The organism is Demequina pilifera (assembly GCF_048814985.1).
Lineage (GTDB): Bacteria > Actinomycetota > Actinomycetes > Actinomycetales > Demequinaceae > Demequina.
On sequence record NZ_JBMDTW010000001.1, the window covers coordinates 540,327 to 565,916 of the forward strand.

22 protein-coding genes are annotated in these 25,590 nt (G+C 67.4%); 8 read left to right on the forward strand and 14 right to left on the reverse strand.

All coding sequences use genetic code 11. From position 1 onward, the window contains the following. The first annotated feature begins 6 nt into the window (after nt 1-6). Genes ACNI14_RS02390 through ACNI14_RS02400 form a run of 3 tightly spaced genes read left to right on the forward strand, consistent with a single transcriptional unit; the run spans nt 7 to nt 3,282 of the window. A complete protein-coding gene (locus ACNI14_RS02390; protein WP_420518332.1) occupies nt 7-1,218 on the forward strand; it encodes a glycosyltransferase family 4 protein in 1,212 nt (403 codons plus the stop codon). Between the two features lie 52 nt (nt 1,219-1,270). Further along, nucleotides 1,271-2,302: a GDP-mannose 4,6-dehydratase gene (gmd, locus tag ACNI14_RS02395; protein WP_420518333.1), complete on the forward strand. Its 1,032-nt coding sequence runs from the start codon at nt 1,271-1,273 to the stop codon at nt 2,300-2,302. After that, a complete protein-coding gene (locus ACNI14_RS02400) occupies nt 2,299-3,282 on the forward strand; it encodes a GDP-L-fucose synthase family protein (protein WP_420518334.1) in 984 nt (327 codons plus the stop codon). The genes gmd and ACNI14_RS02400 overlap by 4 nt, the downstream gene beginning before the upstream one ends. Here the strand turns inward: ACNI14_RS02400 and ACNI14_RS02405 are convergent. Further along, nucleotides 3,279-4,757: a sugar transferase gene (locus tag ACNI14_RS02405; protein WP_420518335.1), complete on the reverse strand. Its 1,479-nt coding sequence runs from the start codon at nt 4,755-4,757 to the stop codon at nt 3,279-3,281. The genes ACNI14_RS02400 and ACNI14_RS02405 overlap by 4 nt on opposite strands. A 103-nt stretch (nt 4,758-4,860) precedes the next feature. Between ACNI14_RS02405 and ACNI14_RS02410 the strand changes: the two genes are divergently transcribed. Continuing rightward, a complete protein-coding gene (locus ACNI14_RS02410) occupies nt 4,861-6,237 on the forward strand; it encodes a tyrosine-protein kinase domain-containing protein (RefSeq protein ID WP_420518337.1) in 1,377 nt (458 codons plus the stop codon). Nucleotides 6,238-6,297: 60 nt separating this feature from the next. On the opposite strand, the gene ACNI14_RS02415 is transcribed toward ACNI14_RS02410, so the two are convergent. Then, nucleotides 6,298-6,822: a hypothetical protein gene (locus ACNI14_RS02415; RefSeq protein WP_420518338.1), complete on the reverse strand. Its 525-nt coding sequence runs from the start codon at nt 6,820-6,822 to the stop codon at nt 6,298-6,300. Nucleotides 6,823-7,039: 217 nt separating this feature from the next. Between ACNI14_RS02415 and ACNI14_RS02420 the strand changes: the two genes are divergently transcribed. Beyond that, on the forward strand, nt 7,040-7,591 hold the full coding sequence (locus tag ACNI14_RS02420) for an arsenate reductase/protein-tyrosine-phosphatase family protein (RefSeq protein ID WP_420518339.1): 552 nt from the start codon (nt 7,040-7,042) through the stop codon (nt 7,589-7,591). A gap of 56 nt (nt 7,592-7,647) precedes the next feature. Here ACNI14_RS02420 and ACNI14_RS02425 read toward each other — a convergent pair whose 3' ends face one another. The 4 genes from ACNI14_RS02425 to ACNI14_RS02440 form a co-directional block, all read right to left on the reverse strand. Beyond that, entirely contained in the window at nt 7,648-8,223 is a 576-nt protein-coding gene (locus tag ACNI14_RS02425) for a hypothetical protein (RefSeq protein ID WP_420518340.1), read from the reverse strand. Nucleotides 8,224-8,276: 53 nt separating this feature from the next. Continuing rightward, nucleotides 8,277-10,046 (reverse strand): DUF4012 domain-containing protein, encoded by a 1,770-nt coding sequence (locus ACNI14_RS02430; protein ID WP_420518341.1) that lies wholly within the window; start codon nt 10,044-10,046, stop codon nt 8,277-8,279. A 131-nt stretch (nt 10,047-10,177) separates the two neighbouring features. After that, entirely contained in the window at nt 10,178-10,681 is a 504-nt protein-coding gene (locus tag ACNI14_RS02435; RefSeq protein WP_420518342.1) for a CAP domain-containing protein, read from the reverse strand. After that, entirely contained in the window at nt 10,678-11,109 is a 432-nt protein-coding gene (locus ACNI14_RS02440; protein ID WP_420518343.1) for a CAP domain-containing protein, read from the reverse strand. The genes ACNI14_RS02435 and ACNI14_RS02440 overlap by 4 nt, the downstream gene beginning before the upstream one ends. 253 nt (nt 11,110-11,362) lie before the next feature. On the opposite strand from ACNI14_RS02440, the gene ACNI14_RS02445 reads away from it, so the two are divergent. Next, on the forward strand, nt 11,363-12,901 hold the full coding sequence (locus tag ACNI14_RS02445; protein ID WP_420518344.1) for an HNH endonuclease: 1,539 nt from the start codon (nt 11,363-11,365) through the stop codon (nt 12,899-12,901). A gap of 25 nt (nt 12,902-12,926) precedes the next feature. Here ACNI14_RS02445 and ACNI14_RS02450 read toward each other — a convergent pair whose 3' ends face one another. The 4 genes from ACNI14_RS02450 to ACNI14_RS02465 are packed head-to-tail and all read right to left on the reverse strand — an operon-like array spanning nt 12,927 to nt 18,288. Continuing rightward, nucleotides 12,927-13,514: a YdcF family protein gene (locus tag ACNI14_RS02450; protein ID WP_420518345.1), complete on the reverse strand. Its 588-nt coding sequence runs from the start codon at nt 13,512-13,514 to the stop codon at nt 12,927-12,929. 6 nt (nt 13,515-13,520) lie between these two features. Beyond that, nucleotides 13,521-16,829, reverse strand: a complete 3,309-nt coding sequence (locus tag ACNI14_RS02455) for an FAD-linked oxidase C-terminal domain-containing protein (RefSeq protein WP_420518346.1) — start codon at nt 16,827-16,829, stop codon at nt 13,521-13,523. 44 nt (nt 16,830-16,873) lie between these two features. Further along, nucleotides 16,874-17,560, reverse strand: coding sequence for an arsenate reductase ArsC (locus ACNI14_RS02460; RefSeq protein ID WP_420518347.1), 687 nt, complete (start codon nt 17,558-17,560; stop codon nt 16,874-16,876). Continuing rightward, nucleotides 17,557-18,288, reverse strand: a complete 732-nt coding sequence (locus ACNI14_RS02465) for an arsenate reductase/protein-tyrosine-phosphatase family protein (protein WP_420518348.1) — start codon at nt 18,286-18,288, stop codon at nt 17,557-17,559. The genes ACNI14_RS02460 and ACNI14_RS02465 overlap by 4 nt, the downstream gene beginning before the upstream one ends. Nucleotides 18,289-18,639: 351 nt before the next feature. Between ACNI14_RS02465 and ACNI14_RS02470 the strand changes: the two genes are divergently transcribed. Then, a complete protein-coding gene (locus ACNI14_RS02470) occupies nt 18,640-20,841 on the forward strand; it encodes a hypothetical protein (RefSeq protein ID WP_420518349.1) in 2,202 nt (733 codons plus the stop codon). A 121-nt stretch (nt 20,842-20,962) separates the two neighbouring features. Here the strand turns inward: ACNI14_RS02470 and ACNI14_RS02475 are convergent, their stop codons facing one another. Together ACNI14_RS02475 and ACNI14_RS02480 are read right to left on the reverse strand one after the other, a co-directional pair. Next, nucleotides 20,963-21,136, reverse strand: a complete 174-nt coding sequence (locus ACNI14_RS02475) for a hypothetical protein (protein WP_420518350.1) — start codon at nt 21,134-21,136, stop codon at nt 20,963-20,965. 185 nt (nt 21,137-21,321) lie between these two features. Continuing rightward, nucleotides 21,322-22,140, reverse strand: a complete 819-nt coding sequence (locus ACNI14_RS02480) for a L,D-transpeptidase (RefSeq protein ID WP_420518351.1) — start codon at nt 22,138-22,140, stop codon at nt 21,322-21,324. A gap of 319 nt (nt 22,141-22,459) precedes the next feature. Between ACNI14_RS02480 and ACNI14_RS02485 the strand changes: the two genes are divergently transcribed. Beyond that, the gene (locus tag ACNI14_RS02485; RefSeq protein WP_420518352.1) at nt 22,460-23,929 is read left to right on the forward strand and encodes an NAD-dependent succinate-semialdehyde dehydrogenase; all 1,470 of its coding nucleotides are present in this window, start codon (nt 22,460-22,462) and stop codon (nt 23,927-23,929) included. Between the two features lie 109 nt (nt 23,930-24,038). Here ACNI14_RS02485 and ACNI14_RS02490 read toward each other — a convergent pair whose 3' ends face one another. Together ACNI14_RS02490 and ACNI14_RS02495 are read right to left on the reverse strand one after the other, a co-directional pair. Beyond that, the gene (locus ACNI14_RS02490; RefSeq protein ID WP_420518353.1) at nt 24,039-25,028 is read right to left on the reverse strand and encodes a hypothetical protein; all 990 of its coding nucleotides are present in this window, start codon (nt 25,026-25,028) and stop codon (nt 24,039-24,041) included. 26 nt (nt 25,029-25,054) lie between these two features. Next, nucleotides 25,055-25,585, reverse strand: coding sequence for a hypothetical protein (locus ACNI14_RS02495; RefSeq protein WP_420518354.1), 531 nt, complete (start codon nt 25,583-25,585; stop codon nt 25,055-25,057). Between the last annotated feature and the right edge of the window lie 5 nt (nt 25,586-25,590).

Consider the following 25,590-nt stretch of genomic DNA (forward strand, 5'->3'; position numbering starts at 1 on the left):
AGTCTTATGTCATCTGAAGCTCTAAGGGTCACGGTCGTGGGACTCAACTACGCGCCAGAACCCACGGGCATTGCGCCCTACACCGCGAGCCTCGCGAGATCGACAGTCGCCGGTGGCCACGAAGTGACGGTGATCTGCTCGCATCCCCACTACCCCCAATGGCGCCGAGACGACTCCGCACTCACCGACTTTGAAACGGCAGGCGTTCGAGTGGAGCGACGGACGCACTACATACCGTCTTCTCCCCGCGGCTTGCGCCGGCTATGGTCCGAAGTCTCGTTCGGTATGACCAGCACTCTCGCGCGCTGGCGATCCCCCGAAGTGCTCGTGATCGTCTCGCCGGCTCTCTTCGCGTCTGTGATTGCCATGGTGCGCGCGCGGCTCGTGAGTCGTGTGCGCACCATAGTCTGGGTGCAGGATCTCTACTCGCAAGGCTTGGCCGAAACTGGAGAGGGTCGCGGACCAATACTCAAGATCGCGCATGTGCTCGAGTCGTGGACGCTACGCGGAGCCGACGGCATCGTCGCCATACACCCCGCCATGGCGGACCGCATGGTTTCGGATCTCAAAGTCGACCGCGACCTCATCGACATAATCCCAAATTGGACTCACATCACCCCAGCAGACGTGTCGCGCGCCGAGGCACGCCGCAGGCTAGGTTGGGATCCGCACGGCTTCATCGCACTCCACGCGGGCAATATGGGGGCGAAGCAGGGCCTCGACAACGTCGTTGCCGCCGCGCGCGAGGCTTCAGATCAAGGCGTTGAGGTGTCCTTCGTGCTATTGGGCGACGGGAGCGACCGGGCCCGGCTCGAGGAACTAGGTCACGGAATCGAGTCGCTAACGTTCGTCGCCCCCCTTTCTGGCGACGACTTCCCGTTCGCGTTGGCCGCTGCGGATGCACTGATAGTGAACGAGGCCCCCGGGGTCAAGGAGATGGCAGCCCCTAGCAAACTCACCAGCTATTTCGCAGCTGGACGCCCCGTTGCAGCCGCTGTCGCGTCCGATGGCGTGGTGGCCTCTATCATGGCGGAGTCCCAGGCCGGGCTCGTGGTGGGTAACGAGGATCCGAAGGAATTGCTAGTCGCCCTCGATGGGCTTCGTGCAGATCTACGCCTCCAAGAGCAATACGGAGACGCAGCGCGTTCCTACTGGACCAATCGCCTCTCGGCATCAGCAGCACTCACTGCGTGGAAGACTATAATCGAGAAATGCTAAAAATCGATGCACCTTTGGATAGAGAGAACAAATTGCGTAGAGTGGAGCAAGTGTGACCAAGAAGGCATTCATCACCGGAATCACTGGTCAAGATGGCAGCTACCTGGCTGAACTGCTCTTGGGCAAGGGCTACGAGGTTCACGGGCTCATTCGAAGGGCCTCTACCTTCAACACTTCACGTATTGAGCACCTTTACATTGACCCGCATGACCCTGAAGCGAAGCTCTTTCTTCATTACGGGGATCTCAGCGACGGTTCCCGCCTCGTGTCTCTCCTAGCCCAGGTCGACCCTGACGAGGTCTACAACCTAGCCGCTCAGTCACACGTCAGGGTCAGTTTTGATGAGCCCGAGCACACGGGAGACGTGACCGGCGTGGGTTCAATGCGCATGCTGGAGGCTGTCCGCATGGCCGGCATCGACTGTCGCTTCTATCAGGCGTCCTCCTCGGAGATGTTCGGAGCCTCACCACCGCCGCAGGACGAACGCACACCTTTCTACCCCCGCAGCCCCTACGGTGCCGCGAAGGTGTACTCGTACTGGGTGACGAAGAACTACCGCGAGGCCTACGACATGTTTGCCGTAAACGGCATTCTCTTCAACCACGAGTCTCCGCGGCGCGGCGAGACCTTCGTGACACGCAAGATTACCCGGGCGGCCGCGCGCATCAAAGCTGGTCTGCAGGATGAATTGTGGCTTGGGAACCTGGACTCGGTGCGTGACTGGGGCTACGCCGCCGAGTACGTTGAGGGCATGTGGCGCATGTTGCAGGCCGACGAGCCCGACGACTTCGTACTCGCAACGGGCGGCGGCATTAGCGTCCGGGATTTCCTCGAAGAGTCATTTGCCCACGCAGGCCTCGATTGGGAAGATCACGTAAAGTTCGACGAGCGCTATCTTCGCCCCACGGAGGTCGACGCGCTCATCGGCGATGCTTCCAAGGCCGAGGAGAAGCTCAGTTGGAAGGCGACCGTGGACGGCCGGGCCCTTGCGCGGCTCATGGTTGACGCTGATCGTGAGGCACTCAATCACGACGGCACCCACTGGCACGACGAGGTCAAACTCGCCTCGTGGGGAGCGGAGTGACCACCGCAATCAACGGGGCCAAGTTCTCACCGAAAGAACTAGATCGCGATTCGAGATTCTACGTGGCTGGGCATCGGGGACTCGTGGGCTCGGCAATCTGGCGAAGGCTCGAGCGGGGAGGCTTCGTCAACTTAGTCGGTCGGTCATCCGCGGAACTGGACCTGATGGATCGCGATGCGACGTTCGCATTCTTCGCTGAGACGAAGCCGAGATACGTTGTGCTCGCCGCCGCCAAGGTCGGCGGGATTATGGCCAACAGCACACACCCCGTGGACTTCTTGAGCGATAACGTCAGGATCCAGACCAACGTTATCGACGCCGCGTTGGCGCACGGAGTGGAGCGTCTGCTCTTCTTGGGTTCGAGTTGCATCTACCCGAAGCTCGCCCCGCAGCCGATTCGGGAGGACTCGCTTCTGACGGGCCATCTGGAGCCCACCAACGATGCCTACGCCATCGCCAAGATCGCCGGCATTCTTCACATTCAGGCAGTTCGACGTCAGTACGGACTGCCGTGGATCTCGGCGATGCCAACGAATCTATACGGGCCGAACGACAACTTCTCACCGCAAGGTTCGCACGTTCTGCCGGCACTCATCCGTCGCTACGACGAAGCCGCGCAATCCGGTGCGTCCACGGTCACCAACTGGGGCACGGGCACACCGCGCCGAGAGTTCCTGCATGTCGAGGACATGGCAGATGCCTGCCTTCACCTGATGGAGCGATACGACGGCCCGCAGCAGGTCAACGTCGGCACGGGCAGCGACGTTACGATCCGTGAGATCGCCGAGACGATCGCCCGGGTCACCGGATACGAGGGCAGAACCGAGTGGGACACCACCAAACCCGACGGCACACCCCAGAAGCTACTTGACGTGTCTATGCTTAGGGCCACCGGATGGAGGCCATCCATTAGTCTCGAAGACGGCCTCGCAAGCACTGTTGAGTGGTACCGCGAGAACCGAGACGGGTTGCGAGGCTAGTACGCCCCACGCCTTGCGAACACCGCCAGGAACGTGCGCAGAAGTATGACAACATCGCCGCCGAGGCTCCAGTTTTCTGTGTAGTAGAGGTCAAGCAACACTGCCTGATCCCACGGCAGGTCAGAACGTCCACTGACCTGCCAAAGGCCGGTAATGCCAGGCTTTACCAGCTGACGGCGGCCGACACGCTCGTCCCACTCCGCTATCTCGCGCGGCAACGGCGGCCTGGGCCCCACCATCGACATGTCGCCCTTGAGGACATTGATCAGTTGCGGCAGCTCGTCGAGGGAGAACCGGCGCAAGAACCTACCCGGGCCCGTCACCCTTGGGTCGTCCCTCATCTTGAACAGCGCACCATCGCCGTCGTTTGCGTCGATCAAATCCTCAAGCCTCTGCTCCGCATCTGCGTGCATCGAGCGGAATTTGAGCATGAGAAATGGGTGCATGTTCTGGCCGATGCGCTGCTGTCGGAAAAGTACAGGCCCCGGCGAACTGAACTTGACGACGAGTCCGATTATGGCCATTGGGATGGCCGAAGCGATCAACAGCGCCGCCGCAACCGCACGATCAAACACCGCCTTCACCCAGTATTTGAATCCGGCGAATATTGGCGTCTCCACATACATAAGCGGTAGACCTTCGACGGGGCTCATTTGCACCCTGGGTCCCGCCACGTCCACCAATGACGGCGCGACGATTAGGCCGATCTCAGTGTCCTCAAGTGACCAACCAAGCCGTCTGGATTCTGCGAGGGACATCGCGTCACTACCTGCGAGCAGAATGTACTCTGCGCCAACCGCACGAGCTTGGTCCACTGCATTGTCGACTGAACCAACGTACGGCACCCCCACCACCGTCTCGGCCCCGCTGAGACTCAGACCTGGCGGTGTAGCAACCCCAACAACATGCAGTCCCGCCCGCCGGGCTCGATTGAGCCGACGCACCATCTGCTCGACGGTGCGGACCGGCCCCACCACAAGCACCTGCGCTTGCAACTCACCATTGTCACGCTGCGCATGTACCCAATGACGCCATGCCGCACGGTAGAGAACGAGAACGGCGGTACCGAGTGGAATAGCAAACAATAGGTACCCACGGCTGATCTGCCATTGTGTCAAGAAACCGACGATGGCGATAATCGCGAACGTCAACCAGGATGCATTAACGACTCGTTGAAATTCCTGCGGCCCGTGGCCCAGGATCCGCGCCTCGCGCGATCGCGTCCAGCCGAGCTGAAGGATCCACAACAGCGCTATCGCAAGAGACACCAACCAGTAGGTGGGCGCCGAGGTTCCCACGACCGGAGCGATAGGATCCCACCCAAAGCGCACTGCATGAGCGAGCACCATCGTCACTGACACGACAAATGCGTCGGTCAGGAAGAGACGGCGCTGATATTTAAGCGACCAACCGTCTTTGCCTCCCATGCGCTCTGAGGACGTCTCATCACTAATAGAAGGGCGTATGAATGTCACAGTGCACACCCTAGCGAGAGTGAGGAGGTTCACACTACTTACGCTCAAGCACGTGACAAGATAGAGGCGGCACCTGAGAGACAGGCGCGGACGGGACGCTCACGTGGAACTGCAGGACTACCTGCTCATTCTCAGGAAGAACTGGTGGCTCATTCTGCTGGCGACCATGGTGGGCGCGACGGCCGCAGTCGCATATAGCGTCACCGCCACTCCCTCCTATACGGCCTCGGCCAAGGTGTTCGTCTCTACCTCTGGTGGAGACAGCGTCTCTGAGCTCCAACAGGGCAATACCTTCACGCAGCAGCGCGTGACCACCTACGCACAATTGGTCAAGACCGCGGCGGTGTTGCAGCCCACGATTGAGGCGTTGGGCATCGACACATCTGTCGTGAGTCTCCGGGAAGCCGTATCCGCAAGCGCTCCGTTAAATACGACCGTCCTCGATATCACGGTCACTAACGCGGACCCTGTGTTCGCCGCGAGTCTGGCTACGACGACCGCAAACGCGCTCATCGACGTCGTCGAGGACATCGAGACCACCGAGGCGAACACAGAGTCACCCGTCAGCCTGTCCATAGTCCAAGAGGCCGAGGTGCCATTCGAGCCCACGAGCCCTCGGCTTCCCTTGAACGTCGCACTTGGGCTGCTGCTAGGCCTCGCGATTGGTATGGGCACTGCATTGCTGCGCCACGCACTTGATACGCGGGTCCGGGGGGAACGCGAGGTCGAGCTGATTACCGAGAAGCCCGTCATCGGCGGCATCGTGTTTGACCCCAAGGCCAAGGAACGTCCGCTCGTGCTGCACTCGGATCCGCGCAGTCCCCTTGCCGAGTCTTTCCGCACGCTCCGCACCAATCTTCAGTTCCTTGACGCCGGGAAGCGGCACAGGAGTTTTGTCGTCACCAGCTCGCTCCCGGGAGAGGGAAAGAGCACCACGGCGGCCAACCTGGCAATCGCGCTCTCCGACGCTGGGGCCCGCGTGCTGCTCGTAGGTGCCGACCTGCGCCGGCCCAAGACGGCGCAGTACATGGGTATCGAGGGTGGGGTGGGCCTCACCGATGTTCTCGTCGGCCGGGCGCCACTCGCCGACGCTACCCAGCAATGGGGCCGGACGAGCCTCTACCTGCTACCAGCCGGAACGATTCCTCCGAATCCTTCCGAACTTCTCGGCTCCACCACTATGGCGGACCTCATCGAGCGGCTGCGCGGAGAGTACGACGTGGTTCTCTACGACTCTCCCCCGCTCCTCCCGGTGACCGACGCCGCAGTACTCGCGCGCCTGGTGGGCGGGAGCCTGCTGGTGGTCGCCACCGGGCGCACTCGCCGTCCTCAGCTCGAGGCCGCGGTGGACGCGCTCGAGAACGTGGAGGCGCCCGTGTCGGGCGTGGTGCTCACCATGCTCCAGACCAAGGGCGCAGATGCATACGGATACGGGCGCTACGGGTACACCTACGAAGAGCCTTCAGCTAAGAAGAAGTAGTTCTACGCAGGAATGCCCCCGCCACGTGGCGGGGGCATTCTTGTCGGCTACTTGAGCGGTTCAGAAGTCCTGGTTCGCGCGGCGTCGCACGGCGAATGCTGCGGCGCCTCCACCGACAACTACCAGCGCACCGGCGCCGATCAGCAGCCCCGTGTTGTCGAAGCCGGTGGCAGCGAGGCCGTCTTCAGTTCCGTCCGCTGCGCCGGTGCCAGAGTCGCCGTCCTCGGCGACCACCACGGTGGCGGTATCAGTGGCCACGCCGTTGACGATGAGCGAGAGGCCTACCGTGCCCTGGTCGTTGGGCGGGGTCACGGTCCACGAGACCGAGCCGCTGTCGACGACCTTGACGTCGGACGTCACGGTGCCGGCAATCGAGGCGTCTTCACCTGACGTCGTTGCCTGCAGTTGGTGCTCGTCGCCATCGGCACCCGTGCTGGTGCAGGCGAACGCGTCACCGGGAGCGGTTTGGCTAGTCGCGCACGTGAGCTCGGACTCGGGTGCGGGGTAGGTGGCCATCGCGGCCGTGGGTGCGGCCAGCGAGAGTCCGGCAATTGCGCCGATCGCGAGCGTACGTCGAATGATCATGTGTGCCTCCAAGGAAGTGGCTACCCTCAATAGGCTCCAACATGCATGGTAACCCGCCAAATGGTAGGCATCGACCCCAATGCGTAGATTGTGATCTTCTCCACTCGACTCGTGAACCGGTTGGCTGACCCAGTGTCACGACCGCACGGGTACGGTGGCGCCATGGGAGCCTTCGGGCTCGCCCCACTCTCCACCAACGCGACTGCAAGGAACACTCATGGCGAACGTCCTCACCGTGTGCACGGGAAACATCTGCAGGTCGCCCGCCGCCGAGGCGCTGCTGAGGCACCATTTGGGAGACCTCGCCGAGGTCTCGAGCGCGGGCACCTACGCCATGACAGACACCGGGATCCCGGCTCAGATGCTGATGGGTCTGGACGCGTCCGGTATCGACGCTCGTTCACACCGGTCTCGTCAGCTCACGGGACCGATGGCCCGCGAGGCGGACCTCATCATCGCCATGACCGCAGAGCACCGCACCCGCATAGTCCAAGAGGCGCCCGCGGTGCTGCGCCGCACGTTCCTGCTGGACGAGCTCGCGAAGGCCGCGCGGGCGCAGGCCCCGCTGGAGGGCGCGACGGCCGCTGAGAGGCTGAGCAATGTCCCCGACGCTATCCAGGGCTTCCGGCCGGAGCTCGTGGGGCTGGGGGTGGAGGATGTGCCTGACCCCTACGGCCGCAGCCAAGAGAGCTACGACCGCGCCTACTCGATGATCGAGGCCGCGGTGCGCGACATCAGCGCATGGGTCCGGGGCGAACCCGTCACCTGAGACACAAAGAAGGCCACGCGGTGAACCGCGTGGCCTTCTTCTCGTGAAGTGGTGAGTTAGACGGAGACCGTCTCGCGCGACTGCGCGTTGTTCGATCCAGCCTTACGGCGGGCACCGATGGCGAGCACCGCTGCACCGCCGATCAGGAGTCCGCCTGCGGCGATCGCGAGTCCGGTGCTCTCGAAGCCAGTAGCGGCCAGATTGTCGTCAGTGCCAGCTCCCGCATTCGCGCCGTCGGTGGCGCCGTCGCCGCCCGAGCTGCCGTCCTCAGACACAGCCACGGCTGCGGCGTCGACGGGCACGCCGTCGATCGCGGCAGCGATCGCAAGTGCACCGTCAGCGTCGGCAGGAAGAGTGATGGTGAACACGGCAGTGTTGTTGGTGATCGTCTTGGTCAGCGACACCGTGCCCGCAATGGAGACGTCGTAGCCCTCGGTCGTGACGGACAGGGTGGCGTCCGAACCGTTGGGGCCGGAGATGGTGCAATCGAAGACGGCACCGGGCTCGACGACTGCGTCCTCGCACGAGAGGGAGTCCTCGGGAGCCGGATAGGTGGCATTGGCGCCGGTTGCGGTGCCGAGCGCCAGGACGGCGGCGGTGGCCGCTCCGGCCAGAAGTGCGCGAACTCTCATGAAGATCCCCAGACATACTCAGTAATGCGAAAAATACGGATTCAGATGACAGGCTAGCAACGTTCCGATGATTCGTGAACCCGGGCGGCGTTAACAACAGGTTTCGCGCTAGGCGTGAGGCTGGCGGATGACCATTGTGCGGTCGCGTCGTAGATCTCCAGGTCCCACGTCAGATTCTGTGTCTGCCCTGGCACAAGCTCCACTCGTACGGTTGCTGCGGGCCTGCCGTGGTGAATCACGGGCCTCATCATGGCTCGTTCGCCGTCGAGTGACAGGTTTGTCACTGATGTGCCTGACGGCGGGTAGATCACTACATTTGCGTGAAACTCGCCCGCGGGAACGAAGTTATCCGCTCCCGAGACATAGCCAGGAAGGTCATTCACATCGCCTTCGAATGTGTGAGTGAGTGCCAGATTCGCACTGCCACCTATCGATCCATCGGCTGCCTCACACATCGACGACTCGGCCTCCAGGGTCGCGTCCACGTAGTAGCCGATCTTCGACCCGGAGCCGTCGTTGATGAAGACGCCTAACGTCTCGTCCTGCTCCAGGATGTTGCCGCCGGCCACGGTGGTCTCGAGGACGGCCTGCTCGGATTCGCTGGCGGACCACACCAGCAGGCGCTCCTCGTCGAGGGCCCGCTGCGCTCCGTCCATCACGCCGGCGCCGCCACTCACGAGCTCACCGAACAGTTCGCGGGCCGCGAGGGCGAAGAACGCGTCCTGCATGGAGGGGTCCTCATAGCGCAGGTAGATCTCGTTGAGCAGCACCTGTGCAAGGTTGTCACCGCTGATGGTGAGCCCGTCCACCTCGCGTTCGGCGGAGCCGGCCATCATGTACTGGAGCGCCACCGGGTCCACGGCGATGACACCGTCGGGCGCGCTGCCACGCTCGCGCTCCCAGAAAGCCGAGGCGACCTGGGCGGCGCGCGGGAACTCGGGGGTGAAGGTGACGTTCTGCAGGTACAGCGACATGCGGCGGGTGAAGATCTGGTACTCGTCGTCGGTCAGCTCGGTGACTTCTTCACCATTGTTGAGATCTCCGGCGGTGTAGTACTCGCCGAGTTCGAACCGGCCGTCGTCGATGGTGACCTCGAGGGCGGCGCCCACGATGCCGCCCAGCGCGCGGGGCTCCGCGTTGTTCTGCATCAACACCATGTACTCGCGCGGTCCCTCGCCGCCGAGCATGCCCGGCAGCACCTGTGCGGTCGCGTAGGCGTCGGCCACGACCACGCTGAGCTGCTCGATCTCCCCGCGCAACCGCTCGAAGGGCTCGCGCACCTGCGCGATGGCCGCGTCCGCATCGGCCGCCTGCAATGCCGTGTTCTGGCTGGCGAGCGCGGCGTCCGCGCTGGCCAGCGCGGGGACAAACGGCTCGAGGAAGAACGGGTCGATTCTCCCGTCCTCGAACGGGGGCGCCTCAAGAGCGCTGAGGTCGTCGAGCTCCGCGAGCGGGCCCAGGGCGTCCTCGGCGAGCACGCCCATCGCGGTGCCGGCTGCCTGCAGCGGCCGCACCTGGTCACCCACCCACGGCATGCGGGCGGCCAGCCACCAGTGCGGGCCGTCGCTATGGGCGGTGAAGCTCTGGGCGGATGCTGCGAGCTCGTCGACGGTGGCGGAGAGCGCCGCGGCGTCGCGGTCGGTCAGCGCCTGCTGCGCGCGGCTGGCGCCGGCGTCGAGGGCCTCGGCGTCCTCCATGAGCTGCATGCCGTCCCACGCGAGCCACCCGGCCCAGCCGATGACGGCGAGCACGGGCACCAGCACCCACGGCCACACGCGGCGCTTGCGCGTGCGCGGCGCCGCGTGAGTGGGCTGCTGAGCCATGGACGACCTCGCTGAAGAAACTGGGATGGGGGCGGGGTCGGGTGCCCGTCGCCCTGCTGGGCAACCCTACCTAAGGCGCGCTGGCGGACTGCGCCGCCCGCGCATCGGCCGTCGTGGGGTGTGTGGGGCGTCTAGCTGATGGCGCCGCCGCCACTGCTGTCGGGCTCGCCGTGGGCCAGCCACGAGCACGTCATGAGGCCGTCGTCCGCGACGCACCCGACCGCGCCCACCACGAAGCCCTCGTTGACGATGTTCGCCCGGTGCCCCGCCGAATCCATCCAGCGGTTCACGATCTCCTGCGCCTCGACGTCCGCGCGCGACAGGTTCTCGCCGGCGATCGCGCCCTCGGCGCAGTCGAGCGACAGGACCTGGTGCTCGAGGGAGTCGTTGTCCGCGGCCACCTGCGCGCGCTCGGTGGCGGGCTCGACCAGGCAGTCGCTCCACTCGAGAGGGGTGAGACCTTGGGCGGTGCGCTCCTCGTTGGCGCCTTCGAAGAGCTGCTGGGCGTATTCGTCCGGGCCGGGGAGGTCCGCGAGGCCTGGCTCGTCCTGGCCGGCGCAGCCCGCGAGCGCGAGGGTGGCCGCTACGAAGGCGAGCGCGCGCGCTGTGGTGCGAGCGCATCGGCCGGTGGTCATTCGGTGTACCCCTGGAAGATGACCGAGCACGCCATTCCCGCGATCTCCTCGCCCGGCTCCGCGGCGAAGTTGGTGTTGTCGAACGAGACGCCCACGCAGCCCACGCCCGCGCGCTCGAACAGCGGGTCGATGAGGTTGGGCAGCTGCATGTCGTCCGCGGCCCAGGTGTCGACCACCTCCGCGGCGCTCTGGTCCGATCGCGACACGTTCTCGCCCGCGTAGTCGAAGTCGCCGCAATCGGCCGGGAGGTCCTCGCGCGGGGCTTGCTCGGCGCCTGGGAGGGCGGCGGCGCGGGCGCGGGCGTGGTCGGTCATGCAGTCGCTGGTGGCGAGCCTTCCCGCTCCCCGCTCGATGCGCAGGGCGTTGATCTGGTCGAGTAGCTGCGCTTCGAAGTCCGCCGGGGCGGGCATGTCGACGGGCTGGCGCATGGCGCAGCCTCCCAGCGCCGATGCGGTTGCGGCTATGGCGAGGGCGGCGGCTATTGCTTTGGTTCTGGTTTTGCGGGGTCGCTGCTTCACGGGTTCAGGGTAGTCAGCCGATGCGGGGGTGGGGTCCGGGTTCGCTGTCTCGCTCCTGCGTCGGCTGTCCTGGCCGCCGTCCCCAGGGTGCGCCGGACTTGTCCTATCCACAGATATCTGCCAGGCCCGATGCAATGTCAGAGGCGAGTGCTTGACTGGTTTCATGACCACGACCACCGAGTCTGCGCCGCCGGTCCAGGACGACTGGGCGGATCTCGTCGGCGCGCTCCGCGAGGCGCACTCGCTGATGGACAGGGCGCGCGGGCCGCTCACCAGCTCCAGCCTGCGCGACGTCGACGAGGGCGTGGTCATGGAGCTCCACGGACTGCTCGCGGACGTGAAGAGGTCGTGGGACCTGTGCATGGCGTCCACGAGCGCGGAGATCGGGCGGCGGTCCGCGCCGGACCTGGGCTCGACCGGGCTCGCGCGCAAGCGTGGGTTCACGGACCCGGCGACCATGCTCGCCAATGAGACGGGCAGCTCGCGACGGGAGGCGCGCACGCTCATCGAGGCGGGGCGGGCGATCGCCGAGGCCGAAGCCCATGAGCGCAAGGAGCTCGAGGCTCTGGCCACGGGTGCGCCGCCCCCGGAGCCCGAGGAGCCGGTATACCCGGAGGTCGCGCGGGCCCTGGCGGAGCGGCGCATCGGCGTGGATGCCGCGAGCGCCATCACCGGGATGCTCGACTCCGTGCGGGCGCTGGTGACGCGAGAGGTGGTCGCGGAGACCGAGCGGCAGCTGGTGCGCAAGGCGCCGGGGCTGTCCGCGGAGAAGTTCCGGGTGATCGTGCGCCGGCACCTCGCGTGGCTGCGGGCCGATGCCGCCGAGGAACGCCAGAAGACCATGGCCGCCGACCGCTACCTCGTGCTCAAGGAGGACAGCGACGGGATGGTGGAGATCCGCGGCCGGCTCGATCCCGTGAGCGCAGCACCGCTGCGTGCCGCGATCGACGGCATGGTCAAGCGGGCGTTCCGGATGCGCCGTGACGATCCCGACCCGTTGGCGCCCGACAACCGCACTGCGGGACAGATTCGGGCCGATGCGCTCAGCACCTTCGCACGCCACATGCTCGGGTGCAAGAAGGCTCCGATTTCGAAAGCGTCCACCACGGTGGTCGTGTGGACCGGGCTCGAGGACTTGAAGCGTGGCGTGGGTGCGGCCGAGGTCGAGGGCGGCGACGGCGTGATCCCCGTCTCGGAGCTGCGGAAGTTGGCCGTCGACGCCCAGTACATCCCGGTGGTGCTCGGCGGCAAGGGTCAGGTGCTGGACGTCGGCCGAAAGTGGCGGATGTTCTCCCGGGCACAGCGCGTGGCGCTGCTCGAGAGGGACGGCGGGTGCGCGATGTGCGGGGCGCCGCCCAGTCACTGCGAGGCCCACCACATCGAGTGGTGGAGCTGGGGCGGCAAGTCGGACCTGTCGAACGGCGTGATGTTGTGCGTCGCGTGTCATCACACGGTGCACAACAACGGATGGGGCATTCAGGCGTCGCATGACGAGGTGTGGTTCATCCCTCCCGCGGAGGTGGATCCAACGCGGACTCGAAGACTCGGGGGACGAGCGCGGTTCGGGCTCACGCGAAAGGAACGAGAACGGCTGATGGCCGCGGGGTCGCCACGGAGTTCGGGTGGAGACCGTGGTCCTGACGACGGCGGCGGACCGAGCGGTGAACTGACACTGAATCTTGACTCTGCCGATGCTGGGTGAACTCTGCCCAATTCCGGGAGGGCGATCAGCAGCCTTGGAGGATCGCCGCCTTGGTGAAGCCGGCGGCCTGGTAGGCGTACATGTAGGCCCAGTACCAAGCAGCGAGGGATTCGCCCGGGTCGACCATGGCGATGTCGCCGGTCTCGCAGCGCTCCATGATCATGCGGGCCCGGGAGATGTGGGGCGTGAGGGTGATGACCGCGGCCGAATCCCAGCCGTGCTCGGCCATCTCGTCCTCGAGCCAGCGGGCCTCCCCGCGGGTGGTGAATGGCTCGGGCTTGTGGCAGAGGACCTCGACGTCAGAAAGCGCGGTGTCGTCCGCCAGGCGCCCATCGCGCAGGCCCCCGTTCTGGCAAGCGGCCGCGGCCTCGGTCCAGCGGTCGCCCTCCTCGGGGTCGAGGGAGACCATGAGCGCCTCGGCGCGGCCGTCCGCGATGAGCTCGTGGGCCGCGTCCATGCGGGCCTCCGTGGGCGGGCCGATCACGTAGGCGACGTCAACGTCGATCGTCTGGGCGTCGTCGGTGGCGGGCGTGACAAGGACAGGGATACCGATGAGGACCACGGCGATCGCCAGACCCGCGGCGCCGATCGCCGCCTTGCCCCGCCGGCGCATCGCCGTCTAGAGCCGCTCGGCGAGCAGTTGGGCGAGGTGGCGGCCGCGGATGCCGGCGAGGTCGTCGGCCTGGGTGCGGCAGCTGACGCCGTCGGCGAGGTAGATGCTCCCCTCCGGCGCGTTGCGCAGCGCAGGGAGCAGGGAGTTCTCGGCGACCTTGACCGAGGTCTCGTAGTGGCCCTTCTCGGTGCCCCAGTTGCCGGCGAGCCCGCAGCAGCCCGAGGCCTCCATAGTGGTCGCGCCCAGGTCGCGCATGAGCTCCCGGTCCGCCCCAAAGCCCACCACCGAGTACTGGTGGCAGTGCGGCTGCACCACGGCCGTGACGTCGGCGAGGCTCGGGGCCTCCCAGTCGTCGGCGGGCTTGACGGGCGCGTGGCCGGTGAGCACCTCGGCGAGCGTGAAGGTGTGGGCCGCGACCGCGATGGCTCGCGGGTCGTCGGGCAGCAGCTCGACCAGGTCGGAGCGCAGCGTCGCGATGCAGCTCGGCTCGACGCCGATGATCGGGATGCCGTTGATCGCGAACGGCCCCAGCACCTTGAGGAGGTCGCTCATCCGGCGACGGGCGCCGTCGAGCTGACCCGTGCTGATCCAGGTGACGCCGCAGCAGGCCTGCTGGCGGGGCACGATGACGTCCAGGCCGGCCGCCTCGAGCACACGGATGATGGCGGTGGGCACGTCGGGGTCGAGCCCGTCGGTGAAGCTGTCGGCCCACAGCACTACGCGCTGCCGAGCGGGAGCCTTGCCGGCGCCGCTCGCGCCCGAGTCGGCCGGCGCGACCGACGATCCGCCCCCGCCCTCCTGGGCCGGGTCGAATGCCTCGTCGCCGGAATGCTCTGCGCTATCGACCTGGGCAGTGTCGAAGGCGGGCGAGCCGGGCCGCACCCCACTGAGTGCCTCAGCCTCGGTGCCGGCCGATGCCCCGGGGACATCCCTCGCCGACGAAGCCGAGCCTTCCGCGCCCAGCTCAACCCCGCGCCCACCGTCCGGAGCCGCAGTGTTCCCAGCCGAACCGGACTGAACCGCCCCGCCTCGCTGCGTGCCCGAGCCGAGACCAACTGCGCGCTGGGCACCCGACCCCGCTCCGCTGCCACCGTCCGGAGCCGTGGTGCTCCCCGCCGAACTGGATTGCGCAGCGCTCGGTGAACCCGGGTACTCGCCGCCGGCCGGGCCAGCCTCGTAGCCAGCCCCCGCCGCCGAAGCCCCTGGCCCCACCGGCCGCCGGGACTTCGCCGCCTCGCTCCGCCGGAAGGGCGTCGCCGCGAACTCCGGAAGACGCCGCCGCGTGTCCATGCCCGCCGCGCCCACCGCGAACTTCTGAATCCAAGCCGGACGCAGCAGCGCATTGACGAGCCGCGGCGCGACTCCCACCACCTTCAGCCAGCGGGGCAGCCAGCCGATGCTGTAGTGAGTCATCGGCCTCACTTTGTTCTTGTACGACCGGTGCAGCACCTCGGCCTTGTAGGCCGCCATGTCCACGCCCGAAGGGCAGTCCGAGCTGCACGCCTTGCAGCTGAGGCACAGGTCCAGGCTCTCCCGCACCTCCGGCGCCGTGAGGCCGCCAATCAAAGTCCCGTTGATCGCGTCCTGCAGCACCCTGGCCCGCCCGCGCGTGACGTCCTTCTCGTCCCCCGTCGCCGCGTAGCTGGGGCACATGAAACCGGACCCGGAGCCGATCGCATCGGCCCGGCACTTGCCCACCCCCGTGCAGCGGTGAACCGCCTCGGTCAGGTCGCCGTGATCATGAGCGAAGGCCAGGCCACCGCTGCTCGGCTTGGTGCGCGGCGCCGCCGGCCGGCGCAGGTCCTGATCCAGCGGCGCCGGGTCGACGATGATGCCCGGATTGAGGTGTCCGCGCGGGTCGAACAGCGCCTTGACCTGGCCGAAGAGAGCGATGGCCTCGGGCGAGTACATGGCCTTGAGTAGTTCGCCCCGGGCCCGCCCGTCGCCGTGCTCCCCCGACAGCGAGCCGCCGTGGCTGGCCACCAGAGCTGCGGCGTCCTCCATGAACACGCGCAGCGGCCGGCCGTCGTCCTGCAACGGAATGTCGAGCCGCACGTGAATGCAGCCGTCCCCAAAATGCCCGAACGGCTGACCCGTGACCCCGTGGCTCTCCATCAGCGAATCGAACTCGCGCAGGTACGTCCCCAGGTGCTCCGGCGGGACCGCGGCGTCCTCCCAGCCCGGCCAGCACTCCTTGTTGTCGGCGCTTCGACCCGCCAGGCCCGCGCCATCCGCGCGGATCGCCCACAGCCGGGCCGCCTCGCGCGGGTCCTCGATCACGCGCACCGAGTCGGTGCCGCAGTCGGCGGTCAGCCCCGCAAGGATCGACCGCGCCGCGGCCTCGGTGTCGGCGCCCACCTCGATGAACAGCCATCCGCCGCCCGGCGGAAGGTCGGGGATCGCCTGCGCGCCCTTCGCGAGCCGGATCCGGTCCACGAGCCGCGCGTCGAGGCCCTCGACCGCGTGGGGTCCGTGCTTCATGATCGGCACCACCGCGTCGGCAGCCGACGGCATGTCCGGGTAGCCCAGCGCCGCCGTCAGCCGCACCGGCGCGATCGGCACCAGCCGGACGGTCGCCTCGAGGGTCGTCGCGAGTGTGCCCTCCGTGCCCACCAGGAACCTGGCCAGGTCGGCGCCGTTCTCCGTCAGCAGGTGCTCGAGGCTGTAGCCGCTCACCTGGCGGTCGAACCGCCCGAACTCCGTGCGGATCAAAGCCATGTTCGCGCGAACGAGGTCTGCCAAGCCCGCGACCGCATCGGCCGTCCGCGGGCCGGCGTTGAGCACGCGCCCGTCGCCCGTGATCGCGCTGAGCCCCAGGACGTTCTGCGCCGTCTTGCCGTGCGCGACCGCGTGAGGACCGCACGCGTTGTTGCCGATCATCCCGCCCAGCGTGGCGCGGTTGGTGGTCGACGGGTCCGGGCCGAACCGCAGCCCGTGCGGCGCCGCGACCTTCTGCAGCTCGGAGAGCACCACGCCCGGCTGGACCCGCGCCGAGCCAGCCTCAGCGTCGACCTCAAGAATCTTGTTCAGGTGGCGGCTGACGTCGATGACCACGCCCGGACCAATGCTGTTGCCCGCGACCGAGGTGCCGCCCCCGCGCATGGTGACGGGCGCATCGGCCGTACGGGCGGCGTCGAGCGCCGCAGCCAGGTCGTCCCCGTCCCGCGGGAACACCACCACGGCCGGAGGCACGCGGTAGTTGGAGGCGTCGGACGAGAACTCGGCGCGGCGGCGGGTGGAGTCGTCCACCTCGCCGTCGATGGATGCGCGCAGGTGAGCCGCCAGATCGATGGTCGCGGGCGCTGGGGCAGTCACGCCGTCATTGTTCCACGCAGGTCAGGCGTCCCAGAGCCGCGCGGTCAGGAGGTCGCGACCTTGTCCTCGACCCCCGCGTCATTGACCTCCACGCCGAGCTCGGCGAGCAGCCCCCGCACCCGCTGCTCGATCTCGTCGCGCACCGGCCGCACGTTCTCGATGCTCGTGCCCGGCAGCGCGTCGATGGACCAGTCCAGGTACCGCTTGCCCGGGTAGACGAGGCAGGCGTCGCCGCAGCCCATGGTGACCACCACATCGGCGGCCTTGAGGGTCTCCTCGGTCCACGGCTTGGGGAACTCGCCCGAGATGTCGATGCCGACCTCCCGCATCGCCGCCACCGAGTGCTCGTTCAGACCGGTGCCCGGCTCGGAGCCGCCCGACCACCCGATCGCACGGTCGCCCGCGAGCTTCTTCATGAACCCCAGCGCCATCTGCGACTTGCCCGCGTTGTGGACGCACAGGAACAGGATCACCGGCTTGCCGTCGCGGGGCTCGGTCTCGATGCGGCTCAGGGCGTGCAGGCGCTGGCGCGCGAACCGCTCGGCGAGCAGCGGCAGGTAGTTGACGACCTTCGCGTGGTCCGCGAACTGGTCGTAGGAGCTGGCGAGGAACTTCTCGATGGTCTCGCGACCGAAGACGCCCACGAACTCGGATTCGAGCTGGCCGGCGGCGGCCTCGAGGGCGTAGGTCTGGTCGATCGAGAGGGTGTCGAGTCGCTTGAGGTGACTCATGAGGGGCTTCCGTTCGTGACGGCGGCAGCGAGGCGCTGCACGCGGGGTTGGATCTGGGAGAAGGCGGCGGCGAAGGCCTCGGCGCTGGCGCCTTCTGCTTGGTCTCCAGCCCGGCCTTCTCCGCGGTCGGCGGCCGATGCGCGGGCCGGGTCCGGCACAGACCAGTGCAGGGCGGCGTCGTCCGCGAGGCTTTCGCGAGCGTTGTCGCACACCGTGATGACGAGGTCGCCCTCTCGGCGATCACTGGCGAGGGCGGTGGGAACGTAGGACAGCGGCTGGAGGCCGTGGCGCGCGAGCTCGGCGACGGCGAACGGGTTGACGAACGGCGCCGGCGCGGTGCCGGCCGATGCGACCGGGACGTCCGACTGGCGGGCGAACAGGCTCGCGGCGAACTGCGAGCGCGCCGAGTTGGCGGTGCAGACGAACACCACCCGGGATGCGCCGAGCGACTGGCCGTGGGCCACCGCGGCCGCGACCAGCGGCTGCTCCCAGGCGAGCGCGAGGTAGGAGCGGCGGCCGTCGCCCTCGGAGCGCCTGCGCACGATCGCCCCCGCATCCGTGAGCACTCCCACGTGGTGTGCGAGGAGATTGCTCGGCAGGTCGAGGTCGCGTGACAGCTCGGATGGTGAGAGGTCGGACAGGGCGAGGGCGTCGACGATCCGCAGCCGCTGAGGGTCGGCGAGCGCGGACAGGAGGGTGCGCCGGTCGACCGTCGGGGGCGTGCTCATGGGGCGACTATACCTCAATGTTGGTTGAGGCATCTTGTGAGGCGAGGCCTCGCGAGCGCGCGCAGCCGCGCGCGAATGCGCACCATCGCCACGCCGTGGTGACGGGAGTGATGGCGTTCACACCCGCATCGGCGCTAGCATGACAAACGTCCCGGCGCGCTCAATGGCGAGCGCCGTACTCTCGGTTCACGCGTGATTACTTCTGTCACTTGCGCCCCAGAGGTTTACTGGTGTCACATGCGTCACACTCCCCCGTTGACAGTGTGAGAAATGTCACTAATCTCGAATTGGGCGAGGGAGTTGAGGGGAACGCGCACATCGTGGTCCATCCCTCGCGCTGGGGAGGATGTCATGAAACTTGGAACCAAAATTCTCGTGACGCTGAGCGCCGCTGCGCTCGCGCTCGTGGGATGGGCTGTTCCGGCCGCTGTCGCGACCGGAGGCTCATCCGATAACAAGAACACCGCCGACTACTGGCTGAACCAGTACGACAACGCGGTCGCCTGCTACTACAGCGAGGGCAACTCCGGTCACGGTGAAGTGACCGACGACGCCGAAGGCAACGAGGGCGTCAAGCTCAAGGAGTTCAACCAGTCCTGGCCCGGCGACCGCTGGGAGGTGCTCATCGTCAAGGGCGGCAACGGCCGCGAGGTCTACGAGCTGCCCAACGCGAACGAGGTCTACCACGCACCGGTCAACTCGAGCGGAAAGCCGGCGGACGTCTCGCACTGGATCGTCTGTAAGGGCTCGCAGGAGCAGCAGACCTTCCAGCCCGACTGTGCGTCGATGACGTTCGAGTACGCGGGCTCCACCGCGAACCAGCACATCAACGTCAAGATCTCCCCGCGCGGCGTCGACGCCGGCGAGGGCGACATCACGCTGAACTTCCACAACGACGACGACTCGTGGGGCAACCCCTACACCGCCGTCTACGCCGACCACCCGAACTGGCCGGGATGGGCCGAGTACGCGGTCGTGTGGGTCCAGGTCTCCGGGCAGAACTACCACTGGTCCGGCGAGCTCGCCTGTGGCGAGCCCGACCCCGAGTACTTCATCTGCGAGTGGAACGCCGAGACCGACGAGGCCACGAAGACCAAGGTCCAGTCCATCGGCAACGATGACATCGAGTGGGTCGACGGCTCCGAGTGCACCCCCGCCGAGGCGACGTACTGCTTCGCGGACGGCGACGGCGGATTCGTGGAGCAGACGGTTCGCGACGACGGCGACTTCCCGCTGGGACAGCCCGTTGACGCAGAGAACTGCGTGATCGACGAGGTCGAGTACTTCATCTGCGAGTGGAACGCCGAGACCGACGAGGCCACGAAGACCAAGGTCCAGTCCATCGGCAACGATGACATCGAGTGGGTCGACGGCTCCGAGTGCACCCCCGCCGAGGCGACGTACTGCTTCGCGGACGGCGACGGCGGCTTCACCGAGGCCACCGTGCGTGACGACGGCGACTTCCCGCTGGGTCAGCCCGTTGACGCAGAGAACTGCGTGATCGACGAGGTCGAGTACTTCATCTGCGAGTGGGATGCCCAGAACGACGTCTCGGTGAAGACCGAGGTCGAGTCGATCGGCGAAGGCGACATCGAGTGGGTCGACGGCATCGACTGCGGCCCCGGCGAGAACACCTACTGCTTCGCGGACGGCGACGGCGGATTCGTGGAGCAGACGGTTCGCGATGACGGCGACTTCCCGCTGGGCGAGCCGGTTGACGCAGAGAACTGCGTGATCGACGAGGTCGAGTACTTCATCTGCGAGTGGGACAGCCAGGACGGCGTCGCAGTCAAGACTGAGGTCGACGAGATCGGCGAGGGCGACATCCTCTGGATCGACGGTTCCGAGTGCACGCCCGACGAGGTGACGATCTGCGCCCAGGACGGCGACGTCTGGTACGGACTGACCCTCTTCGAGGACCAGCTCCCCGCCGAGTACACCGAGTGGACCGGCAACGCCGAGGACTGCTACGACGAGCCCGAGTACATCTGCGTGTGGGACAGCGAGCAGGACACCCCGGTCCAGACCGAGGTCGACAGCGTCAGCCCCACTCAGGTCCCGTGGTTCGACGGTTCCGAGTGCACCCCCGACGAGGCGACCTACTGCTTCGCCGACGGTGACGGAGGCTTCGTCTCCGAGACCGTGCGTGACGACGGCGTGTTCCCGCTCGGGGACCCGGTCCCCAACGAGGAGTGCGTCGAGTCCGTCAACGAGGTCACCATCTGCGCCCAGGACGGCGACACCTGGTACGGCCTGACGGTCCCCGAGGACGAGCTCCCCGCGGAGTACACGCTCTGGACGGGCGAGGCTGCGGACTGCTTCGAGGAAGAAGAAGTGGTCGAGTACGTGGAGATCTGCGTCGAGGGTGAGCAGGAAGGCACCTTCGAGGCCGGCACCATTCCGGAATCCGAGCTCACCGAGGACATGCTCCTCTGGGACGCGGAGCTGGAAGACGGCGGCTGCACCGACGACTTCACGATCGTGCTCGGCGCCCCGCCGGTCGAGGCACCGGCCGCGACGCCCGTCGTCGCGGTTGCGACCTACGCCGGCTGATACACCCGCACTAGACACTGACGCCCGCTATCGCGCCTCACGGCGCGGTGGCGGGCGTTGTGTTTTGTGTGGGGCGCGCGGGCCTGATCGCTGAGGTGTGGCGGGGTGCGCCCGGCAAGGCTCAGCAATGCTCCCGACGCCCGCGTCGAGCGAGCGCGACTCCGTAGCCAGCGGCCCCTGCTGGCCGGGTGATGGCGTGGTCGTTGGCGACGTGGTCGTTGGCGACGTGGTCGTTGGCGACGTGGTCGTTGGCGACGTGGTCGTTGGCGACGTGGTCGTTGGCGACGTGGCCCATTGGCCCGAGTGGGCCGCCGAACAGGTGGGGCGAGCCTGCCCCAGGGCCGCGGTGAGCCGAAGTACTGGGTGGCCGGGCGGGCCGCTGGGTGGCTTGGTGGCCTGGGCGGAACCCATGGCCCAAGTCGGCGCCGAGTGCGCGCCATCCGCGCAAAACCCAGCCCGCGCATCGGCTGGGCTCGTGGCTTAGGCGTCCTCGCCGTCGACCGGGGCCGCCTCGTCGCTGATCAGCACGGGCGTTCCCAGCGGCAGCCCCACATCCATGACGAGTTCCGTGATGGTGTCGTTGTCGAGCCGAATGCAGCCGCTCGACACGTACTCCCCGATCATCTCGGGCTCGTTGGTGCCGTGCACGCCGATGATCGCCTCACCGCCATTGAACTCGTCCAGCACAGGTGAGTAGCCCGAGAGCCCATACGCGTACGGACCGTAGACGCCCGTGGGGTCCGGCGGCTGCAGCAGCTCGCGGATGAAGTACACGCCACCCGGGGTGGGACGCTCCTCGCGGCCGACCCCGATCGGCGCCGTCATCACCTCGGACGAGCCCTTCATCACCGTGAGCTCGAAATCCACGAGTGACACCTCGATCGAGAAGTCCGTGCTGGCGACCGTGACCTGGTCCTCGCGCACCCAGCCGGTCGAGCCGTTGGGCCGCACCGGCAGGTATACCTCGAGCCAGCCCTCGCCCTGCTCCTTGACCAGGAACACCAGCGGAGTCGCCTCGGGTGCCGTCAGCACGTCCTCGGCGGCGATGGTCTGGGCGATGTCGCCGTCCGGGCCGTCGTAGACCTCGATCGACGGCTCGACCGAGGTGGCGATGGCAGAGGTGTTGTCCTCGGCGGCGCTCTCGCTCGGGCTCGCCGAGGGCTCGGGCGCCGCGGCAGTGGGCGTGGCGGCCGCGGTCGGGCTGGTCGGGCTGGCCGATGGCTCCGGATCGGAGCTGCACGCGCTCATCAGGAGCACGGCCGCGCCCGCAAGCGCGAGCGCACGGATTGACAGTCTCATGTGTGGCCCCTCAGTCGACGTGGCCGCGGCCGGCGACCCCTGCCATTCTAAGCGGCCCCCTGCCGCCCCAACCCGCCCGATTTCCCGCCCCCTTCCCCGCCTTAGCGTCCCAGTGGGCGCCCAGTGTCGGATCTGGCGCGCCCGCGAATCCTGGCGGACCGTCAGTGTCGTTGGAGGACGCGGTGTCGTTGGGTGGCGCGGTGTCGTTGGGTGGCGCGGTGTCGTTGGGTGGCGCGGCGTCGTTGGGTGGCGCGGCGTCGTTGGATGACTTCGCACCATCCCGTCGTTGACCAGTCGTACGCCCAACGAAGGAGCCGTGATGACCGACCGCGAGACCGCCCTGCTGGCCAGCGTTCCCCACCAACTGTTCATCGGCGGCACGTGGCGCGACGCCTCCAACGCCTCCACCCTGGACGTGCAAGACCCGGCGACGGGCGAGGTGATCCGGACGGTCGCATCGGCCGGTGCCGAGGACGGACGCGCCGCCCTGGACGCCGCCGTCGACGCCTTCCCCGCCTGGAAGTCGACCCCCGCGCGCGAGCGCGGCGAGATCCTGCGCCGCTCCTTCGACCTGCTCACCGAGCGGGCCGAGGACTTCGCGCTGCTGATGACCCTCGAGATGGGCAAGCCGCTCGCGGAATCGCGCGGCGAGGTCACCTATGGCGCCGAGTTCCTGCGGTGGTTCTCCGAGGAGGCGGTGCGGGTGCAGGGCCGGTATGGCCCCACCCCCGAGGGCACCGGGCGCGCCATCGTCTCGCAGCACCCCGTGGGGCCGAGCTACCTCATCACGCCGTGGAATTTCCCCCTCGCGATGGCCACCCGCAAGATCGCGCCCGCCCTCGCCGCCGGCTGCACCGTGGTGATCAAGCCCGCGAGCCTGACGCCGCTGACGACGCTGGCGTTCGCGGCGCTGATGGAGGAGGCGGGGCTCCCGGCCGGCGTGCTGAACGTGGTGACCACGTCCGAATCGAGCGCCGTGTCCGAGCCGATTATCAGCGACCCGCGCCTGCGCAAGCTGTCATTCACGGGGTCGACGCAGGTGGGCCGGGCGCTGCTCAAGCAGGCGGCCGACGGGGTGCTGCGGACCTCCATGGAGCTGGGCGGCAACGCCCCGTTCGTGGTGTTCGAGGACGCGGACCTCGACAAGGCCGTCGACGGCGCACTCAAGGCCAAGTTCCGCAACATCGGCCAGGCATGCACGGCGGCCAATCGGTTCATCGTGCACCGCTCGGTCGCGGACGAGTTCGCGCGCCGCGTCACCGAGCGCGTGGCCGGCATGCGGGTGGGCCGCGGGACCGAGGACGGCGTCGAGATCGGCCCGCTCATCAACGAGGACGCCGTGGAGAAGGCCGGGTCGCTCGTGGCCGATGCGGTCGAGCGCGGCGCCTCGCTCCTCGCCGGCGGCTCGGCTATCGAGGGGCCTGGCACGTACCTGGCGCCGACGGTCCTGGCGAACGTGCAGCCCGGATCCGAGCTGCTCCGCGAGGAGATCTTTGGCCCCGTGCTCGCGATCGCGCCGTTCGACTCGGAGGACGAGGCTGTGGCGCTCGCGAACGACACCGAGTTCGGGCTGGTCTCGTACGTCTACACGGAGTCGCTGGCTCGCGGGCAGCGCATGATCGACTCGCTCGAGACCGGGATGATGGGGCTGAACGTGGGCGTGGTGTCGAACGCCGCGGCGCCGTTCGGCGGCTGGAAGGCCTCCGGGCTGGGCCGCGAGGGAGGCGCCGAGGGCATCCACGAGTACCTCGAGACCAAGTACACGCTGACCCCGGACCCGGCGGCCTGACCCACTCCCCCTGTCCGGCACTGGTTGACGCCTACCGCCGGTCTCGACCTCCTGTCCGGCACTGGTTGTCGCCTATGCCCAGAGTCCGACCGGTGGTGCACGCGCGCGATCAGGCCTGCAAGGATGCCTGCGAGCGCTTTCGAGCGAACACGATCGCACCGATCACGGCTGCCAGCGCCGCGAGGACCACGATGGCGATGACGACCACGAGCGGCACACCGTCGTCGACGGTCGCCTCAGCGGTGGCCCCCGCTTCCGGGAACGTGAGTTCCGCTTCGATCGACCGCTCCTCCAGCCCGCTCGTCACCGTGACGTCGGCGCGCCATGGGCCATTCGGCAGCAGGGGATCGAGGTCCACTCGCATCGGCGCGCTCTCCCCGATCCCCAGAGTTGTCACAGGTTCGGTGCTGAAGGGGCCGGCCGATACGCCGCCCGGGCCGTCCGAGAGACTGACCTGCGCGGTCAGGTCGAGGGCCCTCTCACCGGAGTTCGTCACGGTGGCCTCGACGGAAGGCGAGCCATCGTCAGTGCGCGATGCCGTCAGCCCACCGATGGTGAAGTCCGATACAGGAGCGGTTCCCTCGCCGACCGAAAGGTAGATGCGTATCCCCACGCGAGTGACCGCGGTGACGCCGCCACTCTCGGGCGCATCGGTGACCTCGGCCCAGATGACGCCGTAGTGCTCGCCCACTGTCGCATCGGCGGGCACGTCGATCTCCACGTCGACCTCGGCCTGTTCCCCAGACGCCAGCTCAGGCGCCGAGGGAGAGACCGCAATCCAGCTGGAAAGTTCATTCTGCGTGGCCTCGGGCTCGCCCACAAAGTTGCCGTCGGCAATCTGAGCGGCTGCGGGGTAGACCGTCACAATCGTGGACTCGCCCGTGCTGTTGGACACCTCGACACGACGCTCGATGACCGTGCCCGGAGCGACGTGGTCGATGATGTAGACGTTCGCCCTCGGGTTCTCTGCCGTGGCCACCGGGGCATCCACGAGGCGGATTCCGACGCCTCCGGACGGCTCGTCCTGCGACTCGGCGGCAACGCCCCACGCACCGGCGGCCGGGACAAGAGCCCCGGCCGCCAGTGCGAGCGCGATCAATGCTTGACGCAAAGCGGTCCTCTGCCTCAGAGCACGGAGGTCGTGACGGTACCGCTGTAGGTTCCGTGAGTGCTGCTCGCAGGCAGCACGACGGTGAGGGTCGGGTTCCAAGTGGCCGTGTTGTTGCCCTTGACCCCCGTGGCCGTGACGACGTCGCCGGCGGTCGCGGTGATGACCATGGGCTCGAGGGTTCCAGCAGCCGTGACCTCTCCGGTCTTGCTCACGGTGCCGGTCGCATACTTCACTTCGGTGGACTCCGTGGCCATAGCAGGGTCGACGTCATTGTTGGAGAACACGGTCGTGGCTGCGGCGGCGGCCCAGCCAGTGACGCCTCCGCGGTCATCCGTGACGACGACGTTGCCCAGGGCACCGCTCACTTCCGTGGCGCCGGACTGTCCCACCGTCAGGGTTGCGCTCCCTTCCGCGGCGACAGAGAGCGTGCCTCCCTCGAGCGAGAAAGTTGTCGTGGTGTCCCCGGCAGATGCGGAAACAGCAGTGGCTCCGACAAGTGCGGCGGTGGCGATGCCAACACCAATGGTGCGAGTGATTTTTTGCATGGTAA

Coding starts and splice junctions, on each gene's coding strand:
- ACNI14_RS02495 (WP_420518354.1), bottom strand. CDS start 25,585: ATGCAAAAAATCACTCGCACCATTGGTGTTGGCATCGCCACCGCCGCA.
- ACNI14_RS02445 (WP_420518344.1), top strand. CDS start 11,363: ATGACCACGACCACCGAGTCTGCGCCGCCGGTCCAGGACGACTGGGCG.
- ACNI14_RS02415 (WP_420518338.1), bottom strand. CDS start 6,822: ATGATCATTCGACGTACGCTCGCGATCGGCGCAATTGCCGGACTCTCG.
- ACNI14_RS02420 (WP_420518339.1), top strand. CDS start 7,040: ATGGCGAACGTCCTCACCGTGTGCACGGGAAACATCTGCAGGTCGCCC.
- ACNI14_RS02430 (WP_420518341.1), bottom strand. CDS start 10,046: ATGGCTCAGCAGCCCACTCACGCGGCGCCGCGCACGCGCAAGCGCCGC.
- ACNI14_RS02425 (WP_420518340.1), bottom strand. CDS start 8,223: ATGAGAGTTCGCGCACTTCTGGCCGGAGCGGCCACCGCCGCCGTCCTG.
- ACNI14_RS02475 (WP_420518350.1), bottom strand. CDS start 21,136: ATGGGCCACGTCGCCAACGACCACGTCGCCAACGACCACGTCGCCAAC.
- ACNI14_RS02435 (WP_420518342.1), bottom strand. CDS start 10,681: ATGACCACCGGCCGATGCGCTCGCACCACAGCGCGCGCGCTCGCCTTC.
- ACNI14_RS02390 (WP_420518332.1), top strand. CDS start 7: ATGTCATCTGAAGCTCTAAGGGTCACGGTCGTGGGACTCAACTACGCG.
- ACNI14_RS02470 (WP_420518349.1), top strand. CDS start 18,640: ATGAAACTTGGAACCAAAATTCTCGTGACGCTGAGCGCCGCTGCGCTC.
- ACNI14_RS02450 (WP_420518345.1), bottom strand. CDS start 13,514: ATGCGCCGGCGGGGCAAGGCGGCGATCGGCGCCGCGGGTCTGGCGATC.
- ACNI14_RS02465 (WP_420518348.1), bottom strand. CDS start 18,288: ATGAGCACGCCCCCGACGGTCGACCGGCGCACCCTCCTGTCCGCGCTC.
- ACNI14_RS02440 (WP_420518343.1), bottom strand. CDS start 11,109: ATGCGCCAGCCCGTCGACATGCCCGCCCCGGCGGACTTCGAAGCGCAG.
- ACNI14_RS02485 (WP_420518352.1), top strand. CDS start 22,460: ATGACCGACCGCGAGACCGCCCTGCTGGCCAGCGTTCCCCACCAACTG.
- ACNI14_RS02480 (WP_420518351.1), bottom strand. CDS start 22,140: ATGAGACTGTCAATCCGTGCGCTCGCGCTTGCGGGCGCGGCCGTGCTC.
- ACNI14_RS02460 (WP_420518347.1), bottom strand. CDS start 17,560: ATGAGTCACCTCAAGCGACTCGACACCCTCTCGATCGACCAGACCTAC.